Raw genomic sequence first — 25,009 nt, forward strand, 5'->3', positions numbered from 1 at the left:
ATGACGCTGCCGGCGTAAGTCACTCGGCTAGGGTCGGTCCCATGGCGCTGACCGGACGGGACACCGAGCTGAAGGAGCTGGGCGAGCTCGTCGAGGGGCCGGACGACCGCAGTGGCGTCCTGATCCGCGGCGAAGCGGGCATCGGGAAGTCCGCACTGGCCGCGGCTACGGCCGCGGCGGCGTCGGTCGCGGGGCTGAAGGTGCTGCGGACGACCGGCGCGGAGGCGGAGCGGAACCTGGCGTTCGCCGGGCTGCACCAGCTGCTGTACCCGGTCCGGAGCGGCGTCGCGCAGCTGCCGGGGCCGCAGCGGGACGCCCTTGAAACGGCGCTGGGGCTGGCGTCGGGAGCCGAGCCGAGCGCGTACTTGGTCGGCCTGGCGGCCCTGACGCTGCTGGCCGAGGAGGCGGCGGCCAAGCCGCTGCTGCTGGTGGCGGAGGACGTGCACTGGCTGGACCGGGCGAGCGCGGACGTCCTGGCGTTCGTGGCGCGCCGGATCGAGACCGAGCCGATCGTCCTGCTGGCCACGCTGCGCGACGGCGCAGAGTCCCCGCTGGCCGACGCGGGGCTGACCCCGATGACGCTGGACCGCCTTGCCCCGGAAGCGGCGGCCGAGCTGCTGGACGCGGTGGCGCCCCGGCTGGCGCCAAGGGCCCGGACGCGGGTGCTGGCGGAGGCGGCGGGCCTGCCACTGGCGTTGACGGAGCTGCCCGCGGCGGTGGGTGAGCTCGACGGGCTGGACCCGGTGCTGCCGCTGACGGAGCGCCTGGAGCGCACGTTCACGGCCCGCGTGGCCGCGCTCCCGGAGGCGACGCGCACGGCCCTGCTGGTGGCGGCGTTGAACGAGACGACATCGCTGTCGGAGACGTTGACGGCGACGGGCGCGCTGCTCGGGATGGGTGGCACGGGGGCGCCGGGCGGGGGCGATGTCGACGCGAGCGGCGCGGAAGTTTGCGCTGGCGGGGTGGCCGGGTCGGGCGCGGAGGCAGGGGCTGGTCGGAGCGGCTCGGGGGCTGGTGCTGCGGGGCGCGGCGGGGCCAGAGCGGGTGTGGAGGCAGAGGTCGCGCGAAGCGGCGCAGCCGGGTCGGGTGCAAAGCCCGGATCCGGTCGGAGCAGCGGGGGCAGGTCGGACGCGGGGGCTGCCGCGGGTAGTGGCGCAGGCGGGTCGGGCGCAGAGTCGAGTGTTGCGGGCTGCGGCGGCGGGGCCGGGTCGGGCGTGGAGGCTGGTGCTGCGGGGCGCAAGGCCGCAGCCAGGCCGCCCGCGGCGGCGTTTCCTGCCCCAGTCGCCGATGCCGCGATCCTCGCGCCTGCCGTCGAAGCCGGGCTCGTCGATCTGCCCGCCGGGGCCGTCACCTTCCGGCACCCGCTCATGCGGTCCGCCATCCCCGCCTCGGCCACCCCGCTCGAACGCCGGAACGCTCACCTCGCCCTCGGCCAAACCCTCCGTGACCAGCCCGATCGCCGCGCGTGGCACCAGGCTGCCGCCAGTTCCGGGCCCGACGAAACCGTGGCCGCCGAGCTCGAGCGCGCCGCCGAACGAGCTCGGTTCCGGGGTGGCGCGGCCGCGGCCGTTGCCGCTCTCGAACAGGCCGCGCGGCTCAGTCCCGGTGCCGATGACAAGACCGATCGGCTGCTGCTGGCCGCCGAACTGGCCGTCGAATCCGGGCGGCGGGAGACCGCCGAACGGCTCGTCCACGCCGCCGCTCCCGTCGATCCGCGCCGCCGGGCCACCGCCGCGCGGCTGCTCAGCGAGTTCGAAGACGGCGTCCGCGAAGATCCCGCCCGCGTCGCGGAACTGGCCAGGACCGCCGCCTCCGTCGCCGACGGCGGGCAGCACGACGCCGCCCTGCGGATCCTCTGGAGCGCCGCCATGCGCTGCTTCTGGACCGAGCCCGGCGCAGCCGCGAGAGAAGCTCTCCTCGACGTCGCCGATCGGCTGCCCGTGCCCGATCACGACCCGAGGATCGTCGCCGTCACCGCGTACGTCGCGCCCTTCGACCGCGGCGAAGCCGTCCTGGCCCACCTGCGGGAGCTGGTCGCGAAAACCGGTGCCGATCCCGAGGTCGACCGGTACCTGGGCAGCGCCGCGCTGCAGGTCGGCGCCTTCGACCTGGCCGCCCGCTTCTCCGCCGCCGCCGCGCCCGGCCTGCGGGCCCAGGGCCGGCTCGGGCTGCTGCCGCGGGCGCTGGCCGTCCAGGCGTGGAGCCGGGTCCGGCTCGGCGACCTGGCCGGGGCCGGGCCGGCCGCGGCGGAGGCCGTCCGGTTCGCCCGGGAGACCGGCCAGCCGTTCATGGGCGGGCTCGCCACCGCCGTCCAGGCCGAGATCGCCGCCCTACGCGGCGAGCACAAGCAGGCGAAAGCCCTGGCCGACGAGGCCGAACGCGCCGGGCTCGCGGCCGGCGCCCGGCCCGTGCTGGCCACCGTGCAGCTCACGCGCGGCCTGACGAGCCTGAGCGAAGGCCGGTTCGAGGACGCGTTCGCCGACCTGCGGCGGCTGCTCGACCCCGCCGACCCCGCCTACCAGCTGGCGTTGCGCACCTACTGCGTCGCGGAACTCACCGAGGCCGCGGTCCGGGCCGGGCGGACCGACGAGCTGCGGGACGTCCTCGCCGAACTCGAGCCGCTCGCGGCGCGGACGCCGGCACCCGCCCTGCACATCGGCCTCCGGTACGCGCGCGCCGTGCTCGACCCGAGCGACGAGCGGTTCGCCGAAGCGCTGCGCGCCGACCTGACCGGCTGGCCCGCCGAACGCGGCCGCGTCCACCTGGCCTTCGGCGAGTGGCTGCGGCGGCAGCGGCGGGTCGTCGAATCCCGGACGCACCTGCGCACCGCGCGGAAGACGTTCGACGCGCTCGGCCTGGCCGCCTGGGCCGACCGCGCCCGGCGCGAGCTGCGCAGCGCGGGCGAGTCGAGCCCGAACCGCGGCCCGGACGCCCGTGACAAGCTCACGCCGCACGAGCTGAGCATCGCGCAGCTGGCCGCGGACGGCCTCACGAACCGGGAGATCGGGCAGCGGCTGTACCTTTCGCACCGGACCGTCGGCACCCACCTGCACCGGATCTTCCCCAAGCTCGGCGTGAGCTCCCGCGCCGACCTCGCCGAAAAGCTGAAGACCCTCGAAGGGTGACGTACGCCGATTGCGTCATCCGACGGGCGCGGAGGTCACCAACCCGCTCCTAACGTCGTGAAAGTCAACCACTCTTTCGCGCAGGAGCAGCAGATGATCAGCAGGAGAAGGTTCGGGCAGGCGTTCGCGGCCGGGCTCGCGGCGACGTCCTTGGCGGCCTGCTCGTCGGGCACTCCCGCGACCGCGACCGCGCCCGCCCCCGCGCCCGACCTGCGGGCCGGCTCGGGGGAGCACACTTCGCTCGGCCCGGTGAAGCAGGCGGACGCCGGGGTGCTCACCGTGGCCTACCACGAGTTCGGGCCCGCCGGCGGCCAGCCGGTGGTGCTGCTGCACGGCTGGCCGTACGACCCGTACAGCTACGTCGACGTCGCGCCGGTCCTGGCCGCCGCCGGCTACCGGGTGATCGTCCCCTACCTGCGCGGCTACGGCCCGACGGTGTTCAAATCCGCCGCCACGGTCCGCAACGGCCAGCAGACGGCGGTGGCGCTCGACGTGATCGCCCTGCTGGACGCGCTCAAGATCGACAAGGCGGTCTTCGGCGGCTACGACTGGGGCGGCCGGACCGTCGACATCATCGCCGCGCTGTGGCCCGAACGCTGCAAGGCGATCGTCGCGGTGAGCGGGTACATCGTCACGAACCTGGCGGCGAACAAGCAGCCGCTGACCCCGCAGGCCGAGCTCGGCTGGTGGTACCAGTACTACTTCGCGACCGAGCGCGGCCGCGCCGGCTACACGGCGAACCGCCACGACTTCAACAAGCTGATCTGGAAAACCGCGTCCCCGGCCTGGAAGTTCGACGACGCGACCTACGACCGCAGCGCGGCGGCGTTCGAGAACCCGGACCACGTCGCCATCGTCATCCACAACTACCGCTGGCGCCTCAGCCTCGCCCCGGGTGAGCCGCAGTACGAGGCGTACGAACAGAAACTGGCCGCCGGCGCCACCATCGGCGTCCCGTCGATCACCATCGGCAGCGACTTCGACGGCGCGGCCAAGGACGGCAAGGCCTACCGCGCGAAGTTCACCGGCAAGTACGAACACCGGATCTTCGACGGCATCGGCCACAACGTGCCCCAAGAGGCACCGCGGCCGTTCGCCCAGGCGATCGTCGACGCGGACCGGATGTGAGAAAGGGGCCCGGAAACCCGGGCCCCTTTCTCAGCGCGTCGCGCGGTGGATCACGTCGAAGGCCGCCGCCAGGATCGGCCGCCGGCCCGCGGCCACGACCGCCGTGTCGAGCGCCGGCAGTCCCGCGGCGAACATGGTTTTCCTTTCAGCGGGGTGACTCCACCACGCCAGGAACGCCCGAAGGCCCGCGGCGACCGTCGCCCGACGTCACCCGTGTACGTCACCGCAGTTCGCCGTCCTCGAGCCGCAGCCAGCGGTCGATCCCGATCTTCGCGAGGAAGCGCTCGTCGTGGCTGACGACGACGAACGCGCCGCGGAACGCCGTCAGCGCGCTCTCCAGCTGCCCGGTGCTGACCAGGTCGAGGTTGTTCGTCGGCTCGTCGAGCAGCAGCAGCTGCGGGGCCGGTTCGGCGAACAGGACGCAGGCGAGCGTGGCGCGCAGCCGTTCGCCGCCGGAGAGGACGCCGACCGGCAGGTGCACCCGCGAACCGCGGAAGAGGAAGCGGGCCAGCAGGTTCATCCGCTGCGCCGTCGGCAGCGCCGGGGCGGCCGTCGCCAGGTTGCCGGCGACGCTGCGGTCGTCGTCCAGCAGGTCGAGGCGCTGGGACAGGAAGGCGATCCGGCCGTCGGCGCGGGTCAGGGTGCCGCTGTCCGGCTCGAGATCGCCGTTGACCAGCCGCAGCAGGGTCGACTTCCCGGCGCCGTTCGGGCCGGTCAGCGCGATCCGCTCGGGACCGCGGATCGCCAGGTCGGCGCCGTCGCCGAAGAGGTCGCGCACGCGCAGGCCCTCGCCGAGGAAGAGCGTCCGGCCCGCCGGGACCTCCGTCTGCGGCAGCTGGAGGCTGATCTGCTGCTCGGTCCGCAGTTCGCGTTCGGCTCGGTCGAGCTTGGCCTTCGCGGCGCCGACGCGGGCGGCGTGCGTGCCGTCCGCCTTCGCCGCCGACTCCTGGGCGTTGCGCTTCATCGTGCCGGCGAAGATCTTGGGCAGGCCGGCGTTGCCGAGGTTGCGCGACGCGGCGCTCGCCCGGCGGGCGGCGCGCTCCCGGGCCTGCTGCATCTCCCGCTTCTCGCGCTTGACGTCCTGCTCGGCGGTGCGGATGTTCTTCTCGGCGACTTCGCGCGCCGCTCGGACGGCGTGCTCGTACGCGGTGAAGCCGCCGCCGTAAAACCGGATTTCGCTGCCGTGGAGCTCGGCGATCCGGTCCACCCGGTCGAGCAGCGCGCGGTCGTGGCTGACCACGAGCAGGCCGCCGGACCAGTCGTCGAGCACGGCGTAGAGCTTGCGGCGCGCTTCGGCGTCGAGGTTGTTGGTGGGTTCGTCGAGCAGCAGCACGTCCGGCCGCTTCAGCAGTTGCGCGGCGAGGCCCAGTGAAACGATCTGGCCGCCGCTGAGGGTGCTCAGCGTGCGGTCGAGCCCGATGCCGCCGAGGCCGAGGCGGTCGAGCTGGGCCCGGGTGCGTTCCTCGACGTCCCAGTCGGTGCCGATGGTGGTGAAGTGCTCCTCGTCGACGTCCCCGGCTTCGACGGCGGCGAGCGCGCGCAGCACCGGGGCGATCCCGAGGATCTCGGCGACGGACGGCTCCCCGCTCAGCGGCAGGTCCTGCGGGAGGTAGCCGAGCACGCCGTCGACGCCGACGCTCCCGGCGGAGGGCGGCAGGACGCCGGCGACGAGCTTGAGCAGCGTCGTCTTGCCGGCGCCGTTCGGGGCGACGAGACCGGTGCGGCCGGCCGGGAAGGTGGCGGACAGGTGGTCGAAGACGGGGGTGTCGTCCGGCCAGGAGAAGGACAGGCCGGACAGCACGATTTCGGACATGGCGAAGACCTCGATGGGGTGAAATCGGAAAAGGGGACGTCGACGGCGGCCCGCACCGGCGCTGCCGGGGGCCTGCGCACTCCGGGGCTACCCGGAGATGTCGACGTCACCTGCCACGACTGGTCTCCTCCAGACGATCTTCGCCTGCGAAGATAGCAGGATTGGCGGCCCGGAGCCCGGGTAACCGCCCCGGATGCGCATCGTGGTGACCGGAGCGACCGGCAACATCGGGACCGGGGTCGTGCGCGCGTTGGGCGCGGATCCGCAGGTCGAGACCATAGTCAAGGTCGCGAGGCGGCCGGCGGACGGCGTCGTCACGGCCGACGTCGAACGCGACGACCTCGTGCCGCACTTCCGCGGCGCGGACGCGGTCGTGCACCTCGCGTGGCTGTTCCAGCCCACCCGCCGTCCCGAGCGGACGTGGCGGGCGAACGTCTTCGGCTCGATGCGGGTGTTCGAAGCGGCGGCCACGGCGGGGGTGCCGAAGCTCGTCTACACGTCGTCGATCGGGGCGTACTCGCCGCGGGAGGACGACTCGCCCGTGACCGAGGACTGGCCGACGCACGGCTGGCCGGGAGCGGCGTACACGCGGGAAAAGGCGTACCTGGAACGGTACCTGGACAGTTTCGAGGCCCGGCACCCGAAGCTCGACGTCGTCCGGATGCGGCCGGGGTTCGTCTTCCAGCGCAGCGCCGCGACGGAGCAGCGGCGGCTGTTCGCCGGGCCGTTCGTGCCGGGTTCCCTGGTGCGGCCGGGCCTGATCCCGGTGGTGCCGGACGTCCCGGGGCTGCGGTGCCAGATCGTGCACACGGACGACCTCGCCGACGCGGTCCGCCGCGCCGTGACGCGCCCGGTGCGCGGGCCGTTCAACATCGCGACCGGCCCGGTCGTGGACCCGCGTTTCGCGGCGGACCTCCTGGGCGCGCGCACGATCCCGGTACCGGCGGGCGTGGTCCGCGCGGCGGTGGACGCGGCCTGGCGCCTGCACGCGATCCCGGCGACGCCCGGCCTGTTCGACGCGGTGATGCGGCTGCCGGTGATGGACACGGGGCGCGCGGAGTCCGAACTGGACTGGCAGCCCCGGCACGACGCGGCGTTCGCGTTGAAGGAGTTCCTCGCCGGGCTGCGCGGGGGCGAGGGGGCGGACACGGCACCGCTGGCCCCGGACCGCCACCGCCTGCACGAGGTTTCCACCGGGGTCGGCCGGAAGCCCTGACCCCCGGCTCCCCGCGCCCCAAGCGCCCCAATGTGGCCTTCGGTGCTCCATCCATGCCCCCGCCGCCACCCTCAACGGAGGCGCTTCGCGCCGCAGTGCTTGATTCAACGCAACCAAGGCGGCCTTGGGTGCGTGAGACGCAACCAAGGCCGCCTTGGGGCGCTTGAGCCTGGGGTCGCGCTCGGGTCAGTGGCCCTGCTTCTCCGGTTCCGGGTACTGGCCCCGCGCCCGGTCGGCGGCCGTGGTGGCGATGCCCGCGGCGATCATCGCCACGCCCAGACCCAGGTGCAGCCAGTCGTCGGCGTTGTCCATCGGGAGGATGTTGGCCGCGCTGTCGTGGTCCAGCGCGAGGCCGAACACCCACAGCAGCACGTAGATCCCGCCGCCGATCATCAGGAACGCGCGCGAACTTCCGTTGGCGCGGGCGGCCAGCACGCCGAATACACCGAACAGCAGGTGGACCAGGTTGTGCAGCACCGACACGGTGAACACGCCGAACAGTTGCGCCCCCGACTCGTGGCCGGCGAACTTCAGTGCGTCGTAGTCCGTGGTGATACCCGGGATGAACCCCAGCACGCCGACGAGCAGGAACGCGATCCCGGACAACAGGGCGGCGGCCCGGGCGGTGCTCCGCCGGGGCCGGGCGTGGACTTCGGTCATGGCGCCCGGCTACCCGGACCCGAACCGGGCAAACCCGCCACGTGCCGCACTTCGGCCAGGACCCGGCGCAACGGCTGCCCGGTGGCCTCCGCGGCCGCCCGCACCTGCTCGTACTCGGGCTGGGTCGTGACCACCTCGCCGTTCAGGTAGCCGCGCTTCACACCGACCGGGGTGCCGCGGTAGTCCACCGTGACGCTGTCCCGCGGCAGCGCGCGCCGCTCGACCGGGGACAGCCGGACGCCCAGCGTCGTCGTGTGGGCGAACACCGCCGCGCAGACGCCGTCGACGCGGTCCGCGGCCGCCAGCGCCGTCAGGAGCACGCCGGGCCGTCCCTTCGGGGCGGTCACCGAAGCGCACCAGGCGTCGGCTGCGCCCGCGCCGCGCAGGGCGGCCAGCACCTCCGGCCACAGCCGGGGATCCAGGTCGTCCACAGTGGATTCGACGACCGTCATCGCCGTGGACACCCACGCCGGGGCCGCGGTTCCCGAGCCGACGACCACCCGGACGACGTTCGCGTGGCCGGGCGGGTCGGCCGTCCCCGCGCCGACGCCCACCTTCTCCGGTACGCACGCGGGCATCGGGCCGTACGCGTCGGCGAGGGTGACGAGCAGCGCGGCGCCGGTCGGTGTGCACAGCTCCCGTGCGGCCGGGTGCGCGGCGACCGGGGCGGCCGCGCCGGTGAGCAGCGCGAGCACCGCGGGTGGCGGCACGGTGAGCCGGCCGTGCGCCGCGGTGACCGTGCCCCCGCCGACGGCGATCGGCGACACCGTGACCGTCGCGTCGAGCAGCCCCACCGCGTCCAGCGCGAGGGCGCAGCCCACGATGTCCACGACGGCGTCCAGCGCGCCCACCTCGTGGAAGTGCACCCGCTCCGGTTCGATGCCGTGCACCGTGGCTTCGGCCTCGGCCAGCCGGCCGAACACGCCGGTGGCGAACCGCTCCGCCGCGTGGGGCAGCGCGGCGCTCCCGATCAGCTCGAGGATCTCCGGCAGGTGCCGGGCGTGCCGCGTCTCCGGTGCCTCGACGGTCACCTGCCGGGCACGCAGGCCGTGCCGGCGCACCACCGCTTCGGTGAGCCGGACGTCGTCGAGGTGCAGCCGGGCCAGTCCGGCGAGCACCGCGCCGAATTCCGCGCCGGCGTCGACGAGCGCGGCCAGGAGCATGTCGCCGGCGCAGCCGTTGCCGGCGTCGATCCAGCCGATGGTCACGGGGCCACCGCCTGCCGGGCGACGCGGGCCGCGGCGACCCCCGCGCCGAAGCCGTTGTCGATGTTCACCGTCACGACGCCGGGGGCGCAGCTGTTGAGCATGGTCAGGAACGCCGTCAGCCCGTCGAGGTGCCAGCCGTAGCCGACGCTCGTCGGCACCGCGATCAACGGCGTGCCGCACAGTCCACCGAGGACGGTCGGCAGGGCCGCTTCCATCCCGGCGATCGCCACGACGGCGTTCGCCCCGGCGATCCGGTCCCGTTCGGCCAGCAGCCGGTGCAGCCCGGCCACCCCGACGTCGATCACGAGGTCCGGCTCCGCGCCGAAGACCGCCACCGTCGTGGCGCACTCCCGGGCGACGGGCAGGTCGGAAGTGCCCGCGCACACGACGGCCACCCGGCCGCGCGGCGGGGGCAGCGGCCCGAGCCGCACCGTGCGGCCCGCGTCGTCGATGTCCACGCCGGGCAGGGTTTCCCGGCACCGCGCCCGGGCTTCCGCGCCGACGCGGGTGGCGAGGACGGCCCGGCCCGGATGGGCTTCGTGCAGGCGCGCGAGCGCGGCCGTGATCTGCGCGGGTGTCTTCCCCGCGCCGAACACGACTTCCGGGTCACCCGTGCGGGCGGCGCGGTCCAGGTCGAGGCGGGCGAATCCGAGGTCGGCCGTGGCCGGTGCGGAACTTCCTGTCGATACCACGACCGGCACGCTAGTGTCGGCGCGATCCCGCTGTAAACGCCGTGCCGGGAATGCCGCACGAATACGGCAATGGGTTGACTCGGGCCGACCGCCGCGGGTCGACTTGGCCGCACCAGAAGAGTCCTCTGAGTGGAGGAAAAGTGCTTTTTCGGCCGAAATGGGGCACGGTGACCGGACGACCTGCGGGAATGTGGTAATGCGCCCCGGAATCGAAGAACGGCTGCTCGCCGGGGTCGGTGCACTGGGGAGTGTGGCCGTGGCGTTCTCCGGTGGCGTCGACTCGGCGCTCGTGCTGGCCGCGGCCGTGCGGGCGCTGCCCGCCGGGCGCGTGCTGGCGGCGATCGCCGACTCGCCGAGCCTCGCGCGGGCGGAACTGCGGACCGCGCGCGAGGTCGCCGAGGGGCTCGGCGTGGAGCTGGCCGAGGTCGGCGTCGCCGAGCTGGCCGTGCCCGGTTACCGGGCCAACGCGGGTGAGCGCTGCTACTTCTGCAAGCAGACGGTGCTGACCGCGATCGGCGGGCTCGCGCACCGGCGCGGGCTGGCGCACGTGGCCACGGGGACCCACGCCGACGACCACCGCGCGCTGCACCGCCCCGGTCTGCGGGCCGCACGGGAGCTGCGGGTCGCCGAGCCGCTGGCCGAGGCCGGGCTGGGGAAGGACGACGTCCGGGCGCTGGCCGCCGCGTGGGCGCTGCCCGTGGCGGACAAGCCGTCGGCGCCGTGCCTGGCCTCCCGGATCCCGGTGGGCGTGCCCGTCTCCGCCGGGCGGCTGGGGCTGGTCGAACGCGCGGAGATCGCGGTGGGCGCGCGCCTGGCCGGGGCCGGTATCCGGGCCCGTGACCTGCGCGTCCGGCTGCTCGGGGCCGGGTTCCGGGTGGAGGTGGACGCGCGGGCGTGCGCGGCCGTCGAAGCGCAGCCGGGGCTCACCGCCGCGGTCCTCGCCGAACTGGGCGGGCTCGGGCTGGCCGGCCCGGGTGTGGTTTCGGTGTACCGCGCGCCGGCTCTCGCGCCGCCGTCGGGGAGCCATGCCGGCTATTCGTGACGCCGGTGCGGGTATTTGTGCCGCCGCCGAACGGGGTAGGAGAAATGCACGGACCGGCTCGCCGGTGCCGGGTGACCGATATTCGCCGCTGAATGGGGAGCGGCAATTCGCCGTGCCCTTTCCGGCGGGCGGGTCACCTTTTGCGGTTTTCACGCGAACTGTCGCGAGCGGTAGCCGTCCGCCTACGGTGGGAAGGATCGGGATGTACTTCAAGCTGCTCGGGACCGTGCGGGTCCAGCGGGACGGCGAACGGGTCGGCCTCGGCGGCCTGCGCCAGCAGCGGCTCCTGGTGATGCTGCTGCTCGACGTCGGCAAGGTCGTCGGGGCCGACCGGCTGCTGGAGGCCATGTGGGACGGCGAGCCACCGGCGACCGCGCGCCGGCAGCTGCACAACGCGGTGGCCGCGCTGCGCCGCAGCTTCGGACCGGCCAAGCACATCGTCGTCAAGGACGGTCCCGGCTACCGCCTCACCGCGGCCGCCCAGGACGTCGACGCCCACCGGTTCACCACGATGGTCGCCGCCGCTTCGGCGGCGGCCGCCGCCGGGCGCACCGACGCTGCCGTGGAGCTGCTGGAGTCGGCGCTCGCCCTGTGGGACGGGCCGGCGTTGGCCGGCCTGCACAGCCCGGTGTTCGAGATCGTCGCCGCGCGGTTCGAGGAGAACCGGCTGGCCGCGACCGAACAGCTCGCCGGGCTGCGCCTCGACGGCGGCGAAGCGGTGGCGGTGGTGCCGCAGCTGGGCGAGCTCGTCTCCCGGCACCCCCTGCGGGAGGAGACCCGGAAGCTGCTGATGCTCGCGCTGCACCGGTGCGGCCGCCCGGCCGACGCGCTCGGTGTGTACGAGCAGGGCCGCCGGCTGCTGCGGGACGAACTCGGCGTGGATCCGGGCGCGGGCCTGCGCGAGCTGCACGAGCGGATCCTGCGTGACGACCTGCCGCACCGCGAGCCGGGCGGCCCCGGCGGGCGTTCGTTCCTGCCGTACGACACGGCCCACTTCACCGGACGCGCCGCCGAGCTCGAGTTCCTGACCGGCTGCCGGCCGGCCGGGACGGCGCTGAACATCCTCGCCGTCGACGGCATGGCGGGGGCCGGCAAGACGACGCTCGCCGTCCGCCTCGCCCACCAGCTGGCGCCGGGCTTCCCCGAAGGGCACCTGTTCATCGACCTGCACGGGCACACGGCAGGCCAGGAACCACTGGACCCGGGAGCCGCGCTGGAGCGGCTGCTGCTGGACTTCGGGCTCGCGCCGGCGCAGATCCCGCCCGACCCCGGGCAGCGTGCGGCGCGCTGGCGGGCGGAAGTCGCCGAGCGGCGGGTGCTCGTCGTGCTGGACAACGCCCTCGACGCCACCCAGGTCCGCCCGCTGCTGCCGGGCACCGGCAAGGCGCAGGTGATCATCACCAGCCGGCGCCGGCTCGCCGGCCTCGACGGGGTGACGTCCCGCTCGCTCGACGTGCTCCCGGCCCGGGACGCGGTGGCCCTGTTCACCCGGATCGCGGGCACCGGCCGCACCCAGCGCCGTCCGGACGCGGTCGCCGAGGTGGTCGCCCTGTGCGGGTACCTGCCGCTGGCGGTCGGGATCGCGGCCTGGCGCTTCCACAACCGGCCGGCGTGGTCGCTGGAGGACCTGGTGTGCCGCCTGCGCGACCGCGCCGGCCGGCTCGCCGAGCTGCGCCTGGGCGACCGCAGCGTGGCGGCGCAGTTCGAGCTGTCGTACCGGAAGCTCACGCCCGGGCAGCGCCGGCTGGTCCGCGTCCTGGGCACCGCGGCCCGGTCCGGCGAGGACTTCGACGCGGGAACGGCGGCGCTGCTGCTCGACCTGCCGGTGCGGGAGGCGGAACGGCTGCTGGAGGAGCTGTTCGACGCGCACGTGCTCGGGCAGCGGGCGACGGGCCGCTACCACTTCCACGCCCTGGTGCAGGAACACGCGCGTGCGAAGGCGGCGGAGCCGGACCGCGACGACGGCCTGCTGACGGCGTTCGGCCGGACCACCCTGCCGTCGGTGACCAAAGTGGAGTGCCGCCTGCGGTGAACCCCGCAGGGCAGGAGTGGACCGGAGGCCGGTATTCCGCCGGCCCCGACCAGGATTCGCCGGAACGCCCCAACGATGCAGCGTCGATGCACCGGCGAGGCAGCCCCGATGGCCGCGCGCGGCAGGCTTGGCCGGTAACCGAACCCGGCCGGCCGGGTGCCCGCACCAGGAGTGATGCCATGGAGTTCACCCACCGGACCGTCCTGAGCCCCGAGCTGCGGGCCAGGGTGCTCGAGGACCCGGCCATCGGCGGCGGGAACCTGCTGCCCGCCATGCTGGAGCTCAACCCGCGCCCGGACGAGCCGTTCATCCACTCGCTGACGCCGATCCCCTACACCGACGGGGAAACGCGCACCCGGTTCAGCCTTCGCGACCTCGACCACCTCGTGCAGAGCTGGTCGGTCTGGTACCTCGAGCGGGGGGTGCGGCCGCGCGACCGCGTCGCCGTCTTCCCGCCCGACTCCATCCAGTACTTCATCCACCTTTCGGCGCTGGCGCAGATCGGCGCCATCTCGATGCTGATCAACAGCAACGCCAAGCGGGACAGCGCGGTGGCGCTCATCGAGCGCAGCGGCGCCATCGGCCTCTACACCGACGCCGAACGCCTCGGCCGGATCGCCGGAGACCTCGACCGGCTGAACCTGAAGTGGGTCGAGACCCGCCAGGACGGGCCGCCGTCGGCCGTGCTGCCCGATCAGGACCGGTTCCGGCACCACCCGGACGACCCCGTCGGCCTGATGCACTCCTCCGGCACGACCGGACTGCCGAAGCCGGTCATCCACACCCACAAGACCCTTTTGGACGGTCCGAAGTGGCGGGCCGTGAACTACCGGGAAGAACCCCGCGCGGTCATCCTCAACGCGCTGCCGCAGTCGCACCAGGGCTGCGTGTCGTTCAACGCCTACACCGTGCTCGGCGGGCAGCCGATGGTCGTCTGGCGGGACGTCTCCGGCGCGGAACTCGCCCACGCCGTCGAGGAGCACCGGCCGACCATGGTGATGGCGTTCGGCCACGCCTACCCGGAGCTCGCCGCGCTCGAGACGCCGCCGGGCGCGCTGGACTCGGTGAACATCTGGGTCTCCATGGCCGACGCCGTCCACGAGCGGCACCTGAAGGAGATACTGGGCCGCCGCTCGCCGGAGCTGCCGCCCGCCGCGTTCCTGGACCGGCTCGGCACCACCGAGCTGGGCTGGGGCGTGCTCATGCAGCCCCGCACCCTGGCGACCGAGCGCAACGACCGCTGCGTCGGCAAGTCGGTCGGGTACGCCGAAGTCGCGGTCGTGCGGGAGAACGGGACCCTCGCCGAGCCCTACGAGCTGGGCCTGCTCGGCGCGAAACCGCCGTCGATGACCGTGGGCTACTGGGGCAACCAGGACACCTACTACCGCAGCAAGCTCGCCGGCTACTGGCTGACCGGTGACGTCGCCTACCGCGACGAGGACGGCAACTTCTACCAGGTCGACCGCGCGGTGGACGTGGTGCACACCGCCGCCGGGCCGGGCTATTCGGTGCAGCTGGAGGAACTGATCCTCAACGAGGTGCCCGGGGTCGGGGACTGCACGGTGGTGGCCGGCCACCACAACGGCGAAGAGGTCGCGGTCGCCGTCGTGACCGGCGACGGCGTGGACGCGGAGAAGGTGCTGTTCGCGGCCAACGAGGTCCTGCGCGCCCACGACAAGCCGGAGCTGTCCGTGGTCGAGGTCGCCACCGCCGACGGGGACTTCCCGCTCGGCGTCACCGGCAAGTCCCTGAAGCGCTTCCTGCGGGACAAGTACGCCGACCTCGCCACCCACGTCCGCGACCGCCGGGGCGAGCACCTGGCGACGACCGACGCGCTCGCGTGACCGCTCGTCGCCGGGCACCGGGCCGTCGCCGTCGCCCGGCGGCGCGGCGGCTTCGAGCCACGCAGTCCACCGGACGCGTTCCGGGGTGGCGGGCCGGACCTGCTCGCCCGAGCCCGGAAGGCGACCGGGCCCGGCCGCAGCCTGCGGGCACACCGACCGGCCACGCGGCCAGGGAGCGGGAGACCAGTGTCCGGTGAAACGTCGGAGATCGCCGTGGTGGGGCTCGGCCCGCGCGGGCTGTCGGTGGCGGAACGGCTGTGCGCCAACGCCGCCGAGCTCGGGCCGCCGGGGCGCCGGCTGCTCGTGCACCTCGTCGACCCGCACCTGGCCGAGGGCGGCCGGGTGTGGCGGAGCACGCAGGACCGGCTGCTGCTGATGAACACGGTCGCCTGCCAGGTGACCATGTTCGCCGACGAGAGCGTCGGCTGCGCGGGCCCGGTCGTGCCCGGCCCGAGCCTGTACGAATGGGCCCGCTCGATCGCGCTGCTCGGCAGCCCGGACGTCCCGGCCGCCGTCCGCGCCGAAGCCGCGGCGCTCGGGCCGGACGACTACCCGTCCCGCGCCTTCTACGGCAGTTACCTGCGCTGGACGCGGCGGCGGATCGCCCGGCTCGCGCCGCCGTCGCTGCGGTTCGAGGTGCACCCGGCGCGAGCCGTCGACGTCCGGGACACCGCCGGGCGGCAGGAAGTCGTGCTCGACGACGGTGGCGTGCTCGGCGGGCTCGACGTGGTCGTGCTCGCGCTGGGCCACCTGCCGCACGAGCTCGGCCCGGCCGAAGCCCGGTTGAGCCGGTACGCGCGCGAGCACGGCCTGCGCTACCTGCCGCCGGGGAACCCGGCCGACGCGCCGCCGTGCGAGGCCGCCGCCGGTGAGCCCGTGCTGCTGCGGGGAATGGGGCTGAACTTCTTCGACCACCTGGCCCTGCTCACGCTCGGCCGCGGTGGCGCGTTCACCCGGACGCCGGCCGGGCGGCTGGCGTACCGGGCGTCCGGCCGGGAGCCCCGGCTGATCGCGGGGTCCCGGCGAGGCGTCCCGTACCACGCACGGGCCCGCAACGAAAAGGGCGCGTTCGGCCGGCACGAGCCGCGGTACCTGACCCCGGCGGTGATCGACCGGCTGCGGGGCGGCGCGGACTTCCGCCGGGACGTCTGGCCGCTGATCGACCAGGAGGTCCGCACGGTCTTCTACGCGGCCCAGGTGCGGGAACAGGGGTGTGCCTGCGACGCCGGGGAGTTCGCCGCGGCGTTCGCGGCGGCCGGGCCCGCCGACGTCTCCGCCGATCCGCCCGCCGTCCGGGAGACCGAGGCGCAGCGGACCGTCCTCGCCGGTTTCGGCCTGGCGCCGGACTGGGACTGGCGGGCGGTGGCGAACCCCTATTCGGCCGCCGACCTCGTTTCGACCACGGCGTTCCGCCGCCGTCTCCGCGCCCTGGTGGCCGCGGATCTCACGGAGGCGGCGAAGGGCAACGTGACCGGACCGCTGAAGGCGGCGACGGACGTCCTGCGCGATCTGCGCAACGAGATCCGGCTGGTCGTCGACCACGGCGGGATCTCCGGCCGGTCGTACCGCGACGAGCTGCAGGGCTGGTACGTCTCGCTCAACGCGTTCCTGTCGATCGGGCCGCCCGCCGAGCGCGTCGAACAGTTCGGTGCGCTCCTGGACGCCGGTGTGCTCGAGGTACTCGGGCCGGACCTGCGGGTGACGGGTTCCGGCGGCCGCTTCCGGGCCTGGTCGGCGGCGTGCCCGGACGTCACCGCCGAGGCGACGACCCTGATCGAGGCCCGCCTGCCGGAGACCGACCTGCGGCGCACGGCCGATCCGCTGCTGCGGGCGATGCTGGCCCGCGGGGCGTGCCGCCCGTACCGCATCGGCGAGCACGTCACCGGCGGCCTGGCGGTGACGCGGCGGCCGTACCACGTCCTGGACGCCCGCAACCGGCCGCACCCGAGACGGTTCGCCTTCGGCGTGCCGACCGAAGGCGTGCACTGGGTGACGGCGGCGGGCATCCGGCCGGGGGTCGATTCGGTGATCCTCGGTGACGCCGACGCGATCGCCCGGTCCTGCCTGGAGGCCGTGGCCGGAGCCGGGTCCCGGAGGGCGGCATGAGCGGGTGGCTGGCGCCGGCGTGGGCCGGGACGGACGCCGACGCGCTGGTCGGCGACCACGCCCTGCTCACCGCGCTGCTGGACACCGAGGCCGCGCTGGCCGAGGCGCAGGCCGAACTGGGGATGATCCCCGCGGCGGCCGCGGCGGCGATCCGTGCGGCCGCCGTGCCGGAAAAGCTGGATCCGGCCGCGCTGGCCGCGGGGGTGCGCGCGACGGCGAACCCGGTGGTGGCGTTCGTCGCCGCGCTCACCGCGGCCGTCGGCCCGGACGCCACCGAATACGTGCACCGCGGCAGCACCAGCCAGGACATCCTCGACACCGCACTGATGCTGCTCTGCCGGGCCGCTTTCGACCGCATCGAGCGGGAGTTGCTCGCGACGGCCGCGGGCCTCGCCGGGCACGTCCGGGCTCACCGGGACACGCCGATGGCCGGGCGCACGCTGACCCAGCACGCCGTGCCGGTCACCTTCGGGCTCAAGGCGGCGACCTGGCTGCACCTGGTGCTCGACGCCGTCGAGCGGGTGCGCGGGGTCGCGTTGCCGGTGTCACTGGGCGGTGCCGCGGGAACCCTCGCCGCGTACCGGGAATACGCCGGCGGCTCGGCCGAGCGGACGCTGCGGCTGCCGGACCTGGTCGCGCGGCGGCTGGGGCTGGCTCCCCAGGTGCTGCCGTGGCACGGGATCCGGACGCCGATCGCGGACACCGCCGCCGCGCTGCTGGTCACCACCGGGGCGCTCGGCAAGATCGCCGCGGACGTGCTCGTGCTGGCCCGCACCGAGATCGGCGAGGTCACCGAAGCGCCGGCGCCGGGACGGGGCGTCTCGTCGGCGATGCCGCAGAAGCACAACCCGGTGTTCGCGACGCTGCTGGCGACCGCGGCCCGCCAGCTGCCCGCGCTCGCCGTCGTGCTGTTCCAGTCGATGGCGGTGGAGGACGAGCGGTCCGCCGGCGGCTGGCACGCGGAGTGGCAGCCACTGCGGGACGCGCTGCGCATCACCGCCGGCGCGGCGGCGAACGCGGCCTGCCTGGCCGGGTCACTGCGGGTCTCCCCGGCGGCGATGGCGGCGAACCTGCAGCTCACCCGGGGCGCGATCGTGTCCGAGCGGCTCAACGCGGTGCTGGCGCCCGCACTGGGCAAGGCGGCCGCCAAGAGCCTGCTGGCCGACGCCGCCGCCGAAGCCGAGCGGACGGGGACGGACCTGGCCACCTTCCTCGAGGCGGATCTGCCGCCGAGCCTGCTGGACCCGGCGGGCTACACCGGCCTGTCCGGACCGCTGGCCGACCGCGCCCTGGACCGCTACGACGTCGTCAAGGAGTCGCGATGACCGCCCCCGAACACGCCGGGCCCATGCCCGCCGAGCAGCGGGAAGCGCAGCTGCGCATGCCCGGGTTCGGTTCGCGCTGCTCCAGCCACATGGTCACCGCCCGCTGGACCGCCGGCCACGGCTGGCAGGACATCCGCACCGGGCCCCTCACCGCGTTCGAGCTGCACCCGGCGACCATGGCGTTCCACTACGGACAGACGATCTTCGAGGGCCTCAAGGCGTTCTGGCGGCCGGACGGACGGCACGTGCTCTTCCGCCCCGGCGACCACGCCCGCCGGTTCGCGCGGTCGGCCCGCCGGATGGCCATGCCCGAACTGCCGGAGGCCTGCTTCCTCGCCGCCGCGGCGGCGCTGACGCGCGCCGACCGCGACTGGGTGCCGCCGGCCCGCGGGCACAGCTTCTACCTGCGGCCCTTCATGATCGCCGCCGAAGAGCACCTGTCCAACCGGCCCGCCGAGGAGTACCTGTTCGCCGTCATCGGCAGCCCCGCCCGGCCCGCTGCCGCCGTGCCCGCGCCGATCCGGCTGTGGGCCTCACCGGAGTACGTCCGCGCCGCCGACGGCGGGACCGGCACGATCAAGTGCGGTGGCAACTACGGCGGCTCCTACCTCGCGCAGCGCGACGCGGCCGAGCACGGCTGCCACCAGGTCGTCTGGCTGGACGCCCGGGAACGCCGGTACGTCGAAGAGGCCGGCGGGTCCAACCTGTTCTTCGTCGAGGGCGACCGGCTCGTCACGCCCCCGCTGAGCGGCACGCTGCTGGCCGGCATCACCCGCGACTCGATCCTGCGGCTCGCCGGGCGGCTCGGGCTGGCCGTCACCGAAGAACCCGTCACGCTCGACGGCTGGGAACGCGGCTGCCGGGACGGCCGGATCACCGAGACGTTCGCCTGCGGCACCGCCCGCACCCTCGCACCGGTCGGCCACGCCGTGACGCCGCAGGGGGAGTGGGCCGTCGGTGACGGCGGCACCGGCCCGGTCACCCGCCGCCTGCTGGACGCGTTGCTGGACATCCACCACGGCGACGCACCCGACGACTTCGGCTGGCTGCACGCCGTCTGACGAAAGGATTGCCGTGAAGGTCGACTTCTACTTCGATCCCGCCTGCCCGTTCGCCTGGATCACCTCGCGGTGGATCCTCGAAGTCGAAGCGCGGCGGGACATCACCCTGCGGTTCCGCGTGATGAGCCTCGGGGTGCTCAACGAGGACCGCGAACTCGAGCCGTGGTACCGCGAGTTCTGCGACCGCGCGTGGGGTCCGGTCCGCGTCTGCGTCGCCGCGGCCCGGCAGCACGGCGAGGACGTGCTGCGCGACCTCTACACCGCACTCGGCACCCGGATCCACAACGGACGCAACAAGGACTTCCCCGCGGTCGTCGCGCAGGCACTGGCCGAGGTCGGCCTGCCGGCGTCGCTGGCGGAAGCAGCCGGCCGCACGGAGTTCGACGAAGCCCTGCGCAAGAGCCACGCCGAAGCGCTGGCCCCGGTGGGCGCGGACCTCGGTACCCCGGCGATCCACCTCGACGGCGCCGGTTTCTTCGGCCCGGTGCTCAACGCGATCCCGCGCGGCGAGGAGGCGGCGCAGCTCTTCGACGGTGCCGCGGCGCTCGCGCGCAACCCGCACTTCTTCGAGCTGAAGCGCTCGCGCACGCCCGGTTTGAACTACGAGTGAGGGAACGGCCATGAAACGCATCGGGTTCGTCGAGTCGAACCGGGCCGGATCCGGGTTCGCTGCCCTGCGCGCCGCCCGCGCGCTGGGCCTGCACGTCACCTTCTTCAGCTCGGGGCTGGAGCGCTACCACGCGACGCCGGGCGGCACCGAGGTCCTCGAAGACTGCGTCGACGAGTACGTCTCCTGCGCGACCCACGAACTGGAGCCGCTGCTGGCCGCGGTCAAGGCCGTCGACGCGCGGCAGCCGTTGGACGCCCTGCTGTCGGTGGCCGAGTACGAGGTCGTGCCGACCGCGGAGGCGGCCCGCCAGCTCGGCCTGCCCGGGCCGGACCCGGCCGCGATCCGGCTCGCGCGCACCAAGGCGGGCCAGCGGCGGCGGTGGGCGGAGCACGGCGTGCCGGGCCCGGCCTTCCGCGTGGTCACCACCATCGCGGACGCGGTGCGGGCGGCGGGCGAAGTCGGGTGGCCGTGCGTGGTCAAGGCGGTGGACGAGACCAGCGGTGCCCACGTCGTCCGGTGCACGACACCGGGGGAGGTGGTGGCCGCGGTCGCCGCCATCCGGGCGGAACCGGTCAACCGGCGCGGGCAGACCCGGGCGGCCGAGGTGCTCGTCGAAGAGTGCCTGGCCGGGTTCGAGGTCAGCGTCGAGGTGCTGGCCGGCGCGGGCGGGGTCCGCGTGCTCGGGGTGACCGACAAGGTCGTCGGTGGCCGCAACCGGTTCGTCGAGCTCGGCCACAGCTTCCCGACGGCCCTGCCGGACGACGTCCGCCGCGAGCTGGAGGCGGCCGCGGTGGCCGCGACCACGGCGGTCGGCTTCGACCTCGGCATCGCCCACGTCGAGCTCAAGTACACCGCGGCCGGCCCGAAGCTGGTCGAGATCAACCCGCGCCCGGGTGGGGCCCGGATCACCGAGCTGATGGACCGCGCCTTCGGGCGGTCCACGATGGAGCTGCTCATCCGCCAGTACCTCGGCGAGCCGGTCGCGGAGCTGCCCGTCCCGGCCGCCGGCGCGGCGATCCGGTACCTGACCGCGGAACCCGGCGTGGTGGAGAACGTCAGCGGGCTCGAGATCGCCGCCGCGGTGCCGGGGGTGTGCGAGGCGGTGGTGTCCGTCGGGCCGGGCGAGCGCGTGCACCCGTTGCGCGTCAACGAAGACCGGTTCGGCCACGTCCTGGTGACGGCGGCCGGCCCGTACCTGGCCGCCCGGCTTGCCGAGGCGGCGGCGCAGCAGATCGTGGTCGCCACCCGGCGGGACTGACGGATGCGCGCCGGATGTCCCGCCGATGGCCGCGTCGGCGACGCTGGTCGTGTCCGGGCTACAGGAGGAACGAGATGGCGAACCTGGTCATGGTGATGCCGTACCAGGCGTACTTGCCGAAGGCCCGGGCGGAAGGCTTCCGGGTCACCGCGCTCTGGGACACCGCCGAGGCTCGCCGGCTGTTCGGCGCGCAGGCGCCGGAATACCTCCGGCAGGTCGAGGCGCTCGCCGACGGCTTCCGCCTGGTCGAGTTCGCCGACCGGGCCGCCTACGCCGACGCGATCCGGGACGCCGTGCGGGAAACCGGCGCCGACCACGTCTGGCACGTCGGCAGCGAGGACAGCATGCTGCTCGCCCACGACGTCGCCGACGAACTCGGGAAGGCCGTCAACCCGCCGCGTTCGGTGGCGCTGCTCAACGACAAGCTCGCGATGCGCACCCTCCTGCGCGACAAGGGCATCTCGGCGGTGCGGTACGCCACCGCGGACCACTGGACCGGGGTCGCGGACCTGCTCGCGGGCTTCGAGCTCCCGGTCGTGGTCAAGCCGGCCACGCTGTCCGCCAGCCGCGGGGTGCTCCTGCTGACCGATCCGGCGCAGCTGCCCGCGTGGGGCCGCGAGCTCGGCGGCTACGACGGGCCGGTGCTGGTGGAGGAGTACCTGCGCGGACCGGAGTTCAGCGTCGAGACGATGACCGTCCGCGGCGAGCACCACGTCGTCGGCGTCACCCGCAAGCTGCTCGGCCCGCTGCCGCACTTCGTCGAGCGGGGTCACCTGTTCGGCGAGCCGGAAACCCCCGCGACGCAGCGGGTGGCCGCGCACGCGGTGGAGCTGCTCGACGCCGTCGGGTACCAGTGCGGTCCCGCGCACACCGAGGTCATCCTGACCGCGGACGGGCCGCGGATCGTCGAGTCGCAGGCCCGGCTCGGCGGGGACAAGATCCCGGACCTCATCGCGCTCGCCCGCGGGTTCGACGTCAAACGCGCGATGTTCGCCGCCCTCGCCGGACGGACGTCGCTCCCGGCGCCCGGTGGCCCGGTCGCGCACATCGCGTACTTCTCGTTCCCCGCCGGAACGCTGCACCGGGTGTCCGGTGTGGACGAAGTGCGCGCCCTGGACTTCGTGCACACGCTGCACTTCCCGTACGCACCCGGGGACGTCCTCCCGGAGACGGTGAGCTCCAAGACCCGGCACGGCTTCGTGATCGTCGACGGCTCCGCGGACGCCGCCGAGGCCCAGGCGCGCGCGGACCGCGTCCGCGCCCTGATCGAGGTGGAGGTCCGATGAGGCACTTCTTCGCACTGCACCGCAACGTCCGGCTGCGGATCGGCCTGGCGTTCGTGCACAAGCTGATCGACGCGATGATCCTCACCTTCATCGCGATCTACCTCGCCGCGCACGTCGGTGTCGCCCTCGCCGGCGCGCTGATCCTGGTCTTCGCCGTGTTCGCGGTGTTCGGCATGCTGACCGGCGGCCACCTGTCCGAACGGTACGGGCGGCGGCCGGTGCTCATCACCGGCGACGTCGTCGGCACGACGTTCCTGGTGGTGATGGCGGTGGCCTACTACGCCGGCTGGGGCGCGCTCGCCGTCTACTTCAGCTACGCGGTCGTGAAGTTCGGGACGAACCTGGCGCTGCCGGCGAACGACGCCACCATCATCGACGTGACGCCGCCGGCCGAGCGCAAGTTCGTCTACACGGTCAACTACTGGATGATCAACCTGGCTCTCGGCACCGGTGCCCTGTTCGGCGCTTTCCTCTACAGCCGGCACTTCGGCGCGGTGATCATCGGCGGGGCCGTCGCGATGGCCTTCGCCCTCACCGTCACCGTCACGCTCGTCGCGGAGACGAAACCGGAGACGCCGCGGCCGCCGGTGAAGCTGACCGGGCTCGCCCAGTTCGTCGAAGGCTACAGGGTGGTGCTGGCCGACTCGACGTTCCGGCGGCTGATCATCGCCGCCACCCTGATCCTCACCCTGGAAGGGCAGCTGAGCACGGCGATCGGCATCCGGCTCTCGACGAACTTCCCCGTGCAGCAGGTGTTCCCCTTCGGCGCCGTCGGCGGCGTGCAGATGCTGGGCATCCTCAAGGCGGTCAACACGGCCCTGGTCGTGGTGTTCGCGCTGGTCGTCAACACCCTGCTGCGGCGGATGCCCGACCGCACCCGGCTCTACGCGGGCATCGCGCTGTACGCGGGCGGGTTCGCCGTGCTCGCCGTGACGAACGACGCCTGGCTGCTGCTGGCCGCCGTCGTCGTGCTGACCGTCGGCGAGCTGATGAACCTGCCGGTCCAGCAGGCCCTGCTGGCCGAGCTCGCGCCCGAGGAGGGCCGGCCGCGGTACCTGGCTGCCTACTACCTGCACATCCGGTTCGGCCAGGTCGTCAACTCCGTGCTGATCAGCCTCAGCGCGGTGCTGGCCGCACGGGGCATGGCCGCGATCTACCTGCTCTTCGGCGTCGTGGTGCTCCGGCAGTACCGGGTGATCCTCGCCCGCCGTCAGGTGCCCGCCGAGGCGTCCGTCTCCGTCTGAGAACTCCCGGGAGGGAACCATGTCGGCACGCGCCGATCGAATCACCGAGGCCTACCTCGCGGGCTGCGCGGCGCCGGACGGACCGCTGCGCCACGCGCGGGAACGCCTGGAGCTGACGGAGGCCCAGCGGCAGTCGTGGCCCCGGCTGCTGCCCCGGCCGATCCTCGTCGAGGAGGCGGAGTACCGGACGTTCGGCCGGGACCTCGTCACCGTCTTCGACCTGGTCACCAACCTGCCGCAGCGGCTCTTCGACGGCGACTTCGCCCGCTTCCGGACCGCCCTCGGCATCGACGACCGGCACGCCGGCTTCATGGGCCGCCTGCTCGGCGAGGGCCCGCCGCCGCTCTACGGCCGGGCCGACGTCTACTACGACGGCTCGGCGTTCAAGCTGCTGGAGTACAACATCGGCAGCGCGCTCGGCGGCCTGGACATGGTGGGCGCGCTGCCCAAGGCGTACCTGCGGGTGCCGGAAGTCGCCGCCTTCGCGGCCGAGCACGGCCTCGGGTACCTCGACATGGGCGCCGACCTCGCCGCGGCGCTGCGCAACGCGGGCAAGGCGATCGGCGCGGGCGAGCCGGTGGTCGCCATCCTGGAGAGCCCGGGCGGGATGACCACCTACGGCAGGCAGCGGCGGTCCGCCGCGGAGATGCTGCGGCACAACGGCCTCGAGTGCCACGCCGGGGAGATCGGCGACCTGGAGTTCCGCGGCGGCAAGCCGTACCTGGACGGCACCGGTGTCGACGTGGTCCTGCGGTACTACGGGCTCGAGGAGATGCTCGGGCACCCGGACTGCGACGCCCTGCTGGAGCCGGTGTTCCGCGCGCACGAGGACGGCGAGGTCGTGGTCTGGACACCGAGCAACGTGTTCGGCAACAAGGGCACGCTCGCCATGCTCTCGGAGTACGCCGGAGTGTTCACCGTGGACGAGCGGGCGGCGATCGAGCGCGTGCTGCCGTGGTCCCGGATGCTCGGGCGCCCCGGCGCCGGGCCGGACGCGGGCCGCATCGAGGAGTGCGTGCAGCGGCAGGACCGGCTGGTGTTCAAGCCGACCGGGCTGTACGGCGGTCAGGGGGTCGTCATCGGCCGGGAGGTCGACGCGCGGACCTGGCGCGAAACGCTCGACGCGGGCTCGCGGACCGGCTCGCTGGTGCAGGAGGTCGTGCGCCCGAACCTCGAAGCGGTGATCGACCCGGACACCGGCGCCCGCAGCGAGTGGTACGCGCTCTGGGCCGCGTTCATGACGCCGTCCGGCCTCTCCGGCGGCGGGATCCGCGCGATCCCGCCCGGCGGCACGTCGGTGATCACCATGAGCAACAACGCGAGCGTCCGCAACACCTGCCTCTTCACCTGTTGAGCGCT

The 25,009-nt window shown here is 74.1% G+C and carries 18 protein-coding genes; 14 read left to right on the forward strand and 4 right to left on the reverse strand.

Annotation, left to right across the window (positions count from 1 at the left end; translation table 11 throughout):
- Positions 1-41: 41 nt before the first annotated feature.
- Entirely contained in the window at positions 42-3,125 is a 3,084-nt protein-coding gene (locus tag ACLJPY_RS12200) for an AAA family ATPase (protein ID WP_410588157.1), read from the forward strand.
- Between the two features lie 93 nt (positions 3,126-3,218).
- Positions 3,219-4,253 (forward strand): alpha/beta fold hydrolase, encoded by a 1,035-nt coding sequence (locus ACLJPY_RS12205; RefSeq protein ID WP_410588159.1) that lies wholly within the window; start codon positions 3,219-3,221, stop codon positions 4,251-4,253.
- 220 nt (positions 4,254-4,473) lie between these two features.
- On the opposite strand, the gene ACLJPY_RS12210 is transcribed toward ACLJPY_RS12205, so the two are convergent.
- Positions 4,474-6,066: an ABC-F family ATP-binding cassette domain-containing protein gene (locus ACLJPY_RS12210; RefSeq protein WP_410588160.1), complete on the reverse strand. Its 1,593-nt coding sequence runs from the start codon at positions 6,064-6,066 to the stop codon at positions 4,474-4,476.
- A gap of 193 nt (positions 6,067-6,259) precedes the next feature.
- Here ACLJPY_RS12210 and ACLJPY_RS12215 point away from each other — a divergent pair, with 193 nt between their 5' ends.
- Entirely contained in the window at positions 6,260-7,282 is a 1,023-nt protein-coding gene (locus ACLJPY_RS12215; RefSeq protein ID WP_410588161.1) for an NAD-dependent epimerase/dehydratase family protein, read from the forward strand.
- 186 nt (positions 7,283-7,468) lie between these two features.
- On the opposite strand, the gene ACLJPY_RS12220 is transcribed toward ACLJPY_RS12215, so the two are convergent.
- From ACLJPY_RS12220 to larB, 3 genes are read right to left on the reverse strand one after another with little or no spacing between them, the layout of a single operon-like run.
- Positions 7,469-7,942: a DUF4383 domain-containing protein gene (locus ACLJPY_RS12220; protein WP_410588162.1), complete on the reverse strand. Its 474-nt coding sequence runs from the start codon at positions 7,940-7,942 to the stop codon at positions 7,469-7,471.
- Entirely contained in the window at positions 7,939-9,150 is a 1,212-nt protein-coding gene (larC, locus tag ACLJPY_RS12225; protein ID WP_410588164.1) for a nickel pincer cofactor biosynthesis protein LarC, read from the reverse strand. Before larC ends, ACLJPY_RS12220 begins: the two co-directional genes overlap by 4 nt.
- The gene (larB, locus tag ACLJPY_RS12230; RefSeq protein WP_410588166.1) at positions 9,147-9,842 is read right to left on the reverse strand and encodes a nickel pincer cofactor biosynthesis protein LarB; all 696 of its coding nucleotides are present in this window, start codon (positions 9,840-9,842) and stop codon (positions 9,147-9,149) included. Before larB ends, larC begins: the two co-directional genes overlap by 4 nt.
- A 196-nt stretch (positions 9,843-10,038) precedes the next feature.
- Between larB and ACLJPY_RS12235 the strand changes: the two genes are divergently transcribed.
- From ACLJPY_RS12235 to ACLJPY_RS12285, 11 genes are all read left to right on the forward strand, one after another.
- A complete protein-coding gene (locus tag ACLJPY_RS12235) occupies positions 10,039-10,884 on the forward strand; it encodes an asparagine synthase-related protein (protein ID WP_410588168.1) in 846 nt (281 codons plus the stop codon).
- 202 nt (positions 10,885-11,086) lie between these two features.
- Positions 11,087-12,916, forward strand: coding sequence for a BTAD domain-containing putative transcriptional regulator (locus ACLJPY_RS12240; protein ID WP_410588169.1), 1,830 nt, complete (start codon positions 11,087-11,089; stop codon positions 12,914-12,916).
- 179 nt (positions 12,917-13,095) lie between these two features.
- A complete protein-coding gene (locus ACLJPY_RS12245; protein WP_410588170.1) occupies positions 13,096-14,760 on the forward strand; it encodes a class I adenylate-forming enzyme family protein in 1,665 nt (554 codons plus the stop codon).
- A gap of 186 nt (positions 14,761-14,946) precedes the next feature.
- Positions 14,947-16,866, forward strand: a complete 1,920-nt coding sequence (locus ACLJPY_RS12250; RefSeq protein ID WP_410588171.1) for an FAD/NAD(P)-binding protein — start codon at positions 14,947-14,949, stop codon at positions 16,864-16,866.
- Positions 16,863-18,191, forward strand: coding sequence for a lyase family protein (locus ACLJPY_RS12255; RefSeq protein WP_410588172.1), 1,329 nt, complete (start codon positions 16,863-16,865; stop codon positions 18,189-18,191). Before ACLJPY_RS12250 ends, ACLJPY_RS12255 begins: the two co-directional genes overlap by 4 nt.
- Positions 18,188-19,252: a branched-chain amino acid aminotransferase gene (locus ACLJPY_RS12260; RefSeq protein WP_410588173.1), complete on the forward strand. Its 1,065-nt coding sequence runs from the start codon at positions 18,188-18,190 to the stop codon at positions 19,250-19,252. The genes ACLJPY_RS12255 and ACLJPY_RS12260 overlap by 4 nt, the downstream gene beginning before the upstream one ends.
- A 7-nt stretch (positions 19,253-19,259) precedes the next feature.
- A complete protein-coding gene (locus ACLJPY_RS12265; RefSeq protein WP_410588315.1) occupies positions 19,260-19,862 on the forward strand; it encodes a disulfide bond formation protein DsbA in 603 nt (200 codons plus the stop codon).
- A gap of 10 nt (positions 19,863-19,872) precedes the next feature.
- Positions 19,873-21,120, forward strand: a complete 1,248-nt coding sequence (locus ACLJPY_RS12270; RefSeq protein WP_410588175.1) for an ATP-grasp domain-containing protein — start codon at positions 19,873-19,875, stop codon at positions 21,118-21,120.
- Positions 21,121-21,194: 74 nt separating this feature from the next.
- Positions 21,195-22,406: an ATP-grasp domain-containing protein gene (locus tag ACLJPY_RS12275; RefSeq protein ID WP_410588177.1), complete on the forward strand. Its 1,212-nt coding sequence runs from the start codon at positions 21,195-21,197 to the stop codon at positions 22,404-22,406.
- On the forward strand, positions 22,403-23,650 hold the full coding sequence (locus ACLJPY_RS12280) for an MFS transporter (RefSeq protein ID WP_410588178.1): 1,248 nt from the start codon (positions 22,403-22,405) through the stop codon (positions 23,648-23,650). Before ACLJPY_RS12275 ends, ACLJPY_RS12280 begins: the two co-directional genes overlap by 4 nt.
- A gap of 19 nt (positions 23,651-23,669) precedes the next feature.
- Positions 23,670-25,004, forward strand: coding sequence for a hypothetical protein (locus tag ACLJPY_RS12285; protein ID WP_410588180.1), 1,335 nt, complete (start codon positions 23,670-23,672; stop codon positions 25,002-25,004).
- Positions 25,005-25,009 lie beyond the last annotated feature (5 nt).

Source organism: Amycolatopsis sp. lyj-23 (genome assembly GCF_046549135.1).
GTDB lineage: Bacteria > Actinomycetota > Actinomycetes > Mycobacteriales > Pseudonocardiaceae > Amycolatopsis.

Coding starts and splice junctions, on each gene's coding strand:
- ACLJPY_RS12200 (WP_410588157.1), top strand. CDS start 42: ATGGCGCTGACCGGACGGGACACCGAGCTGAAGGAGCTGGGCGAGCTC.
- ACLJPY_RS12205 (WP_410588159.1), top strand. CDS start 3,219: ATGATCAGCAGGAGAAGGTTCGGGCAGGCGTTCGCGGCCGGGCTCGCG.
- ACLJPY_RS12210 (WP_410588160.1), bottom strand. CDS start 6,066: ATGTCCGAAATCGTGCTGTCCGGCCTGTCCTTCTCCTGGCCGGACGAC.
- ACLJPY_RS12215 (WP_410588161.1), top strand. CDS start 6,260: ATGCGCATCGTGGTGACCGGAGCGACCGGCAACATCGGGACCGGGGTC.
- ACLJPY_RS12220 (WP_410588162.1), bottom strand. CDS start 7,942: ATGACCGAAGTCCACGCCCGGCCCCGGCGGAGCACCGCCCGGGCCGCC.
- ACLJPY_RS12235 (WP_410588168.1), top strand. CDS start 10,039: ATGCGCCCCGGAATCGAAGAACGGCTGCTCGCCGGGGTCGGTGCACTG.
- ACLJPY_RS12240 (WP_410588169.1), top strand. CDS start 11,087: ATGTACTTCAAGCTGCTCGGGACCGTGCGGGTCCAGCGGGACGGCGAA.
- ACLJPY_RS12245 (WP_410588170.1), top strand. CDS start 13,096: ATGGAGTTCACCCACCGGACCGTCCTGAGCCCCGAGCTGCGGGCCAGG.
- ACLJPY_RS12255 (WP_410588172.1), top strand. CDS start 16,863: ATGAGCGGGTGGCTGGCGCCGGCGTGGGCCGGGACGGACGCCGACGCG.
- ACLJPY_RS12260 (WP_410588173.1), top strand. CDS start 18,188: ATGACCGCCCCCGAACACGCCGGGCCCATGCCCGCCGAGCAGCGGGAA.
- ACLJPY_RS12270 (WP_410588175.1), top strand. CDS start 19,873: ATGAAACGCATCGGGTTCGTCGAGTCGAACCGGGCCGGATCCGGGTTC.
- ACLJPY_RS12275 (WP_410588177.1), top strand. CDS start 21,195: ATGGCGAACCTGGTCATGGTGATGCCGTACCAGGCGTACTTGCCGAAG.
- ACLJPY_RS12280 (WP_410588178.1), top strand. CDS start 22,403: ATGAGGCACTTCTTCGCACTGCACCGCAACGTCCGGCTGCGGATCGGC.
- ACLJPY_RS12285 (WP_410588180.1), top strand. CDS start 23,670: ATGTCGGCACGCGCCGATCGAATCACCGAGGCCTACCTCGCGGGCTGC.